The 7055-nt window shown below is 70.9% G+C and carries 11 protein-coding genes and 1 pseudogene; 11 read left to right on the plus strand and 1 reads right to left on the minus strand.

Annotated features, from left to right (window positions below):
* Positions 1–605: putative protein N(5)-glutamine methyltransferase (locus tag VHW64_RS03285; RefSeq protein WP_329649080.1), on the plus strand; the 605-nt coding region annotated here is incomplete at its 5' end.
* Between the two features lie 33 nt (positions 606–638).
* Here VHW64_RS03285 and VHW64_RS03290 read toward each other — a convergent pair.
* Positions 639–1265, minus strand: a complete 627-nt coding sequence (locus tag VHW64_RS03290) for a hypothetical protein (RefSeq protein ID WP_329649081.1) — start codon at positions 1263–1265, stop codon at positions 639–641.
* A gap of 175 nt (positions 1266–1440) precedes the next feature.
* Between VHW64_RS03290 and rpsP the strand changes: the two genes are divergently transcribed.
* The 10 genes and pseudogenes from rpsP to VHW64_RS20250 all read left to right on the plus strand — a co-directional run.
* Positions 1441–2076 (plus strand): 30S ribosomal protein S16, encoded by a 636-nt coding sequence (gene rpsP / locus VHW64_RS03295; RefSeq protein ID WP_329649082.1) that lies wholly within the window; start codon positions 1441–1443, stop codon positions 2074–2076.
* Between the two features lie 2 nt (positions 2077–2078).
* Positions 2079–2321 carry an RNA-binding protein gene (locus VHW64_RS03300; RefSeq protein WP_329649083.1) on the plus strand — a complete coding sequence of 81 codons (243 nt, stop codon included), beginning with the start codon at positions 2079–2081 and terminating at the stop codon, positions 2319–2321.
* 244 nt (positions 2322–2565) lie between these two features.
* Positions 2566–3123: a ribosome maturation factor RimM gene (gene rimM, locus VHW64_RS03305; protein ID WP_329649084.1), complete on the plus strand. Its 558-nt coding sequence runs from the start codon at positions 2566–2568 to the stop codon at positions 3121–3123.
* Positions 3124–3133: 10 nt separating this feature from the next.
* A pseudogene (trmD, locus tag VHW64_RS03310) lies at positions 3134–3805 on the plus strand (tRNA (guanosine(37)-N1)-methyltransferase TrmD); the annotation flags it as partial.
* Positions 3806–3829: 24 nt separating this feature from the next.
* Positions 3830–4303, plus strand: coding sequence for a GNAT family N-acetyltransferase (locus VHW64_RS03315; protein ID WP_329649089.1), 474 nt, complete (start codon positions 3830–3832; stop codon positions 4301–4303).
* 202 nt (positions 4304–4505) lie between these two features.
* A complete protein-coding gene (gene rplS / locus VHW64_RS03320) occupies positions 4506–4856 on the plus strand; it encodes a 50S ribosomal protein L19 (RefSeq protein ID WP_329649085.1) in 351 nt (116 codons plus the stop codon).
* A 47-nt stretch (positions 4857–4903) separates the two neighbouring features.
* Positions 4904–5713 (plus strand): signal peptidase I, encoded by an 810-nt coding sequence (gene lepB, locus VHW64_RS03325; RefSeq protein WP_329649086.1) that lies wholly within the window; start codon positions 4904–4906, stop codon positions 5711–5713.
* The gene (locus VHW64_RS03330) at positions 5710–6423 is read left to right on the plus strand and encodes a ribonuclease HII (RefSeq protein ID WP_329649087.1); all 714 of its coding nucleotides are present in this window, start codon (positions 5710–5712) and stop codon (positions 6421–6423) included. The genes lepB and VHW64_RS03330 overlap by 4 nt, the downstream gene beginning before the upstream one ends.
* Positions 6420–6728, plus strand: coding sequence for a DUF2469 domain-containing protein (locus tag VHW64_RS03335; RefSeq protein ID WP_329649088.1), 309 nt, complete (start codon positions 6420–6422; stop codon positions 6726–6728). The genes VHW64_RS03330 and VHW64_RS03335 overlap by 4 nt, the downstream gene beginning before the upstream one ends.
* A 168-nt stretch (positions 6729–6896) precedes the next feature.
* Positions 6897–7055: TadE/TadG family type IV pilus assembly protein (locus VHW64_RS20250; RefSeq protein ID WP_414690442.1), on the plus strand; the 159-nt coding region annotated here is incomplete at its 3' end.

Raw genomic sequence — 7055 nt, forward strand, 5'->3', positions numbered from 1 at the left:
AGATCGTCGGGTGGGCGTCCTTCGCCGGGCTCCGGATCGCCGTGGAGCCCGGGGTCTTCGTCCCTCGCCTTCGCAGTGGGCTGGTCGTCGAGATCGCCGCCCGCGAGCCCGCTGACCTGGTCGTCGACCTCTGCTGCGGCACCGCCGCGCTCGGCGCCGCGCTCGCAGCCCGGTGGCCCGCCGCCGAGGTGCACGCCGCCGACTGCGACCCCGTCGCCGTGGCCTCGGCGCGGCGCAACCTGCCACCCGAGCGGGTCCACGAGGGTGACCTGTACGACGCCCTTCCGGGCGACCTGCGCGGGCGCGTCGACCTGCTCGTGGTGAACGCCCCCTACGTGCCGACGACGGCGATCGCGACCATGCCGCGGGAGGCGCGCGACCACGAGCACCTCGTCGCCCTCGACGGCGGCGCCGACGGGCTCGACGTCCAACGGCGGGTCGCCCGGGAAGCGTCGGCCTGGCTGCGCCCGGGAGGTCGGCTGGTGATCGAGACCGGTCGCGACCAGGCCGATCGCACGGTCGGCCTGCTGCGCGAGGCGGGGCTCTGCGCGGCGGTCGAGACCGACGACGAGATCGGCGGGACCGCCGTCCTCGGGCGCACCTGAAGCCCTCTCGACCTGCCGGAGCGGACTCCTGGATCAGCCCTGTGGCGGGGTCCCCGGCCGGCCTGGTGCGAATGGCCCGGCGGCGTACGGCGGGCCGGGCCGGGGTGGCTTGCGGGTGAACCACAGGATCGTGGTGATGAGCAGCACCAGGAAGCCGACGAGGCCCAGGACCAGGGGCAGGACGATCCCGACGAGTCCCATCCGGGCGAAGTCGCCACCGGTCGGGACCTCCCCGATCCGGACGTCGGAGACGAGCGTGGGCCCCTGGCCGCAGGTGAAGGTGAGCTGGCCGTCGCCGGTGTCGAAGGTGTCGACGGCGATCCAGCCGTTGAGGGTGAAGTGGTCCTGCACGTGCTCGAAACGGATCCGGGCGCCCGTGCCGTCCTCGGCCCTGCACAGCGGGCGGGGGTCGGTCTCGGACCTGAAGAGCCCGCGCCGGACGTGTGCCGGCACGCTCACGTGGTGGCGTCCGATGCTCTGGAACTCCGCGTCGGTGTGCGCCACGCTGTGCACGAACCGCGCCACGGAGAGCCCGAACACGACCGCCGACGCGAGCATCAGCACGATCCCGAGCGCGAACCACCACGCGCGCGGGCGCCGCTTGACCGGAAGCGGCGGCTGGACGGCGTACGGCGACGACCCGGGGTACGACGTGCTCACACCGTCACCCTGCACGATTTCGGCCGATCCGGTGAGGTCTGGCACAATCTCGGGCTGAGTCTGTTCCTGCCTGGTCCCTCTCAACCGTGGCTCGACAGCCAACCGAGGCGAGTGCCCGTGTCCCCACGCGGCGCCGACCCTCACCATTCACAACCGCCGAGGAGACACCACAACCGTGGCCGTCAAGATCCGTCTCAAGCGCATGGGCAAGGTCCGTGCGCCGCACTACCGCATCGTCGTCGTCGACTCCCGCAAGAAGCGCGACGGCAAGGTGATCGAGGAGATCGGTCTGTACCACCCCAAGGAGGACCCGTCGTACATCCGGGTCGATGCCGACCGGGCGAAGTACTGGCTCGGCGTGGGGGCGCAGCCCTCCGAGGCCGTCGCCCAGCTTCTCAAGATCACCGGCGACTGGCAGAAGTTCAAGGGCTACGCGAACACCGAGGGTCGCCTCAAGGTGGCCGAGCCCAAGCGCAGCAAGCAGGACATCTTCAACGAGGCGCTCAAGGAGACCTCGGGCGAGCCCAAGGGCGAGGCGGTCACCCGGCGCACCACGAAGAAGGCCGCGGCGAAGACGGCCGAGCCGGCTCCCGCCGAGGCCGAGGTCGCCGAGGTCGTGGCCGAGACTCCGGCGCCCGCCGAGGCAGAGGGTCCGCCAGAGGCTCTGCCAGAGGCTCCGGCAGAGGCCCCGGTGGTTGCCGAGGAGGCAGCTCCTGTGCCGGCCGACGAGACGCCCCAGGGTGCTGCCGACGTCGCCGAGACGGCTGAGACCGCCGAGGTCGACGCCGACGCCAAGAGCGACGAGGCCTGATCGTGCTCGCCGACGCTCTGGAGCACCTCGTGCGGGGGGTCGTCGACCACCCGGACGACGTCGTCGTGCGCGACAAGCAGACACGGCGCGGACCGCTGCTCGAGGTGCGGGTGCATCCCGACGACCTCGGCAAGGTGATCGGCCGCAACGGCCGCACCGCCACGGCGTTCCGCACCGTGATCTCGGCGCTGGCCGGCCAGGGCGGCTCGCGGATCGACTTCGTCGACGTCGACCGCGGCCGCTGAGCCCGGTCGACGCCCCTGCCGAGCCATGGCGTCGCGCAACCGTTCCATGACTTCGTACGCGCGCCACCAGTGCCCCGCGCCGGAAGTTCGACGCATGGTTCCGCACCCCGAGCACGCACCTCGCTGCGTTGCCGTCGCTTGCTGGACGGACAGGTAGAGCGTCGCGCCGGCGCCTGGCGACCCACGCACCCGGAGCACGGGCCTAGGCAACGCTCTTGCGGCGCGGCACACTAGCCTGACCCGCGTGGACGAGCCGACGACCCTCGAGGTGGTGGTCGGGCGCATCGGCAAGCCGCACGGGCTGCGGGGCGAGGTGACCGTCGAGCTGCGGACCGACGAGCCCGAGCGACGCTTCGCGCCGGGCACGGTCGTGCGCGCCGAGCGGCCGAACGCCGCCGCCGCGCCCTGGCCCGCGCTGACGGTCGGCGGCACGCGGTGGCACCAGACCACGCTCCTGGTCCGCTTCGACGAGCTCGCCGACCGCACGGAGGCGGAGTCCGCGCGGGGGCTGCTGCTGCACGTCCAGGTACCGGCCGACGAGACCCCCGCCGACCCCGAGGAGTTCTACGACCACCAGCTCGTCGGCCTGGTTGCCGAGGATGTCGACGGACGGGTCCTCGGCGAGGTGACCGCCGTCGCGCACGGCGCCCAGGACCTGCTCCAGATCCGCACGCCCGACGGCCGGGACACGCTGGTGCCGTTCGTGACCGCGCTCGTGCCCGAGGTCGACGTCGCGGGCGGCCGCGTCGTGGTGGCCGACCGACCGGGTCTGGTCACGGCCTTCCCCGAGGACGACTCGTGAGGCCGGCTCGATGAGGATCGACGTCGTCACGATCTTCCCGGCCTGGTTCGACTCCCTCGACGTGTCGCTGACGGGGAGGGCCCGGGCCTCGGGGCTGCTCGACGTCCGCGTGCACGACCTCCGCGACTGGACCCACGACCGGCACCGCAGCGTCGACGACTCGCCGGCAGGCGGGGGGCCGGGGATGGTGATGAGGCCCGAGCCCTGGGGAGAGGCGCTCGACCAGCTCCGCGGCGAGCACCGGCCGACCCTCCTGGTCCCGACCCCGAGCGGCACGCCGTTCACCCAGGCGATCGCGCGTGAGCTCGCGGAGTCCGCTCATCTGGTGATCGCCTGCGGTCGCTACGAGGGCATCGACCAGCGGGTCCTCGACGAGGCGGCCACGACGTACGACGTCCGCGAGCTCTCGCTGGGCGACTTCGTGCTCAACGGCGGCGAGGTCGCCGCTGCGGCCTTCGTCGAGGCGGTCGTGCGCCTGATCCCGGGGTTCGTGGGCAACCCCGAGTCGCTCGCCGAGGAGTCGCACGAGGACGGTCTGCTCGAGTACCCCGTCTACACCAGGCCCGCCACCTGGCGAGGTCGCGAGGTCCCGGCGGTGCTGCTGTCGGGTGACCACGAGGCGATCGCCGCGTGGCGACGCTCGGAGTCGCTGCGCCGCACCGTGGCACGACGTCCCGACCTCGCCCATCCCGCGGCCGCGGTGGTCGTGGGCGGGCTCGACCTCGAGGTCCGGCTCGCCACCAGGGCTGACGCGGGCGAGCTGTTCACGCTCACGCGTGCGTGCTGGCTCCAGGAGGAGTGGGCCAACCCGGGCGTCGTCGTCCCGGCGCTCCAGGAGTCCTTCGACGACGCGGTGCGCGGCCTGTCGGAGTGGACGACGTTCGTCGCGCTCGCCGGTGGCCGGATCGTCGGCTCCACGCGCGGCAAGGTCGCCGGGGGCGGCACCGTGTGGGACGTCGGCCGCGTGATGGCCGCTCCCGACCTCCAGGGTCGGGGGCTGGGCCGCTACCTCCTCGAGCTCATCGAGGACGCGGCACCGCCCCAGGTCACGTCGTACGAGCTGTGGACCGGCGCCAAGAGTGTCGACAACCTCCGGATGTACAAGAAGGCCGGCTACCGCCTGCGGGGCCCGGCGCCGGGGCCGGTCGGTGCGGTGATCCTGACCAAGCGCCGACGCTGATTTCCGCAGGTCGTCACTCGTCTGGCAAGATTGCTCCTCGGCCCGTCCGGCCAAACACGGAGCCTCCAGACTGAGCGATCGAGATCCTCCGCACCGCCTCCTGCCACAGGGGGAGCGTGGTGCCGCCGGCCACCACGGACGACCACCAACTGCACACGCCTTTTCCGACCGCGGCTGGCCTGTGGCACTCGTGAGGAGAGACATGACCAACCCGATCACCGACCTCGGCAACGCCGCCAAGCGCGACGACCTTCCCGAGTTCCGCGCCGGAGACACCGTCAAGGTGCACGTGAAGGTCACCGAGGGCACCCGCTCCCGGGTCCAGATCTTCCAGGGCGTCGTGATCCGGATCCAGGGGTCCGGCATCGGACGCACCTTCACCGTCCGCAAGGTCTCCTTCGGGGTGGGTGTCGAGCGGACCTTCCCGCTCCACTCGCCGATCTTCGAGGAGATCGAGATCGTGACCCGCGGCGACGTCCGCCGGGCGAAGCTGTACTACCTGCGCAACCTGCGCGGCAAGGCCGCCAAGATCAAGGAGCGCCGGGAGGCCTGAGGCCGGCGACCCATCTCGGGAAACACCCACTGGTTAGGCTCTCGAACGTGACCGACGAACGCTCCGGCATCTCCGTGGACGAGTCCCAGCCGGAGCCCTCGGCGCCGTCGGGCAAGAAGCATCTGCCGTTGTGGCAGGAGACGATCCTGCTGCTGGCGATCGCCATCTTGCTGGCGGTGGTGATCAAGGCGTTCTTCGTGCAGGCGTTCTACATCCCCTCGGAGTCGATGGAGCCGGGCCTGGTCAAGAACGACCGGATCCTGGTCGAGAAGACCTCCTACTGGTTGGGCGGCACCCCGCAGCGCGGAGACGTCGTGGTGTTCAAGGACCCCGGCGGGTGGCTCAGCGAGGAGGAGGACGCCGGTCCCTCCAACCCGCTCGGCAAGCTGATGGCCAAGGTCGGGCTCTACCCCTCGGGTGGACATCTGGTGAAGCGGGTCATCGGGGTTGCCGGTGACACGGTCCACTGCTGCGACAAGAAGGGCCGGATCCTGGTCAACGGTCATCCGCTGGACGAGGACACCTACATCAAGCGCACGCTCGGCATGCCGTGCAACGGCCCGATGACCACCACGTGCAACTGGACCGCAGGCCCCGTGCCGAAGGGCACCGTGTTCGTGATGGGCGACAACCGCGACAACTCCGACGACTCGACGATGCACCTGTGCGCAGGAGGCACCGTGAAGTCGACCGACTGCACCGCCGATCCCTACGTCCCGGTCAGCGACGTCGTCGGGAAGGTGTTCGTGCTGCTGTGGCCGCGCAACCGCTTCCGCTTCCTGCACCGCCCTGCTGACTTCGCTGGCATCCCGGCGCCGTCCTCGGCCTCGTCCGGCTCGGGCTCCGGCGGCCAGTGAGCAGGCTGCCTCCGGGAGCCACGGTCCGGCGCGACGCCGGCCTGTACGGGTACGAGCGCGCACTGCGCCGCGCCGGGATGCACCTGGTCGCCGGGGTCGACGAGGCCGGTCGCGGGGCCTGCGCCGGCCCGTTGGTGGCGGGAGCGGCCATCCTGCGGCCGGGGAAGGCCGGCGAGATCGCCGGCCTGGCCGACTCCAAGCTGCTGACCGAGAAGGCCCGGGAGCGCTGCTACGCCCAGATCGTGAGGAAGGCGCAGGCGTGGTCGGTGGTCGTCATCGAGTCCGACGAGTGCGACCGGCTCGGGATGCACGTCGCCAACGTCGAGGCGCTGCGCCGCGCGGTGGCGCTGCTGGCCCTCACCCCGGCGTACGTCCTCACCGACGGCTTCCCGGTCGACGGCCTCGGCGTTCCCGGGCTGGCGATGTGGAAGGGAGACCGGGTCGCGGCCTGCATCAGCGCGGCCTCGGTCCTGGCCAAGGTGACCCGCGACCGGATCATGGTCGAGCTGGACCGCGAGCACCCGGCGTACGACTTCAAGACCCACAAGGGGTACGTCACCGACGGGCATGCCGCCGCGCTGGACGAGCACGGTCCGTGCTCCCAGCATCGGCTGCGGTTCGTCAACGTGCGGCGGGCTGCCCAGATCACCGCCGTCGTGAGCACTAGGGTCGGGACCGCAGGGCCCGGGGAGCAAGGAGAGTCGGCATGAGCGCGGAGGATCTCGAGAAGTACGAGACCGAGATGGAGCTCACGCTCTATCGTGAGTACCGCGACGTCGTCGGGATCTTCAAGTACGTCGTCGAGACCGACCGGCGCTTCTACCTGTGCAACCAGGTGGACGTGAAGGCCCGCACCGAGTCCGGAGACGTCTTCTTCGAGGTCTCCATGAGCGACGCCTGGGTGTGGGACATGTACCGCCCGGCCCGCTTCGCCAAGAACGTGAAGGTGCTGACCTTCAAGGACGTGAACGTCGAGGAGCTGAGTCAGCAGGAGATCGACCCGCCCAAGTCGTGACCTACGCCCCACCCCAGGCTGGTCTGGACCAGACCGGCCAGGGGTAAAGGGTATGGCCGAATTTCTCCATTCCGCTCCGGAGGCGGTTGAGCGACTTCTACGCTGACGCCCGAGGATCGGTGTTTCGGGGGAGCGCCGGACTCACACAGTCGTGATGGGAGAACACCGGTGACCCGTGTCCTGAGAAGGTTGCGTCGCCGTGACGAGAGCGGTGCCGTCGCCGTTGAAGCAGCACTGATCACGCCGATCCTGGTGCTCCTCGTCTTCGGAATCATCGAATTCTCGTTCGTGCTCCGCGACTACGGGGTGGTCTCCTCCGACGTGCGC

It is taken from the genome of Nocardioides sp., assembly GCF_036267815.1.
GTDB lineage: Bacteria > Actinomycetota > Actinomycetes > Propionibacteriales > Nocardioidaceae > Nocardioides.

Excerpts from the sequence above, each read along its gene's own strand:
- rplS (WP_329649085.1), top strand. The coding sequence starts at position 4,506 with ATGACCAACCCGATCACCGACCTCGGCAACGCCGCCAAGCGCGACGAC.
- VHW64_RS03335 (WP_329649088.1), top strand. The coding sequence starts at position 6,420 with ATGAGCGCGGAGGATCTCGAGAAGTACGAGACCGAGATGGAGCTCACG.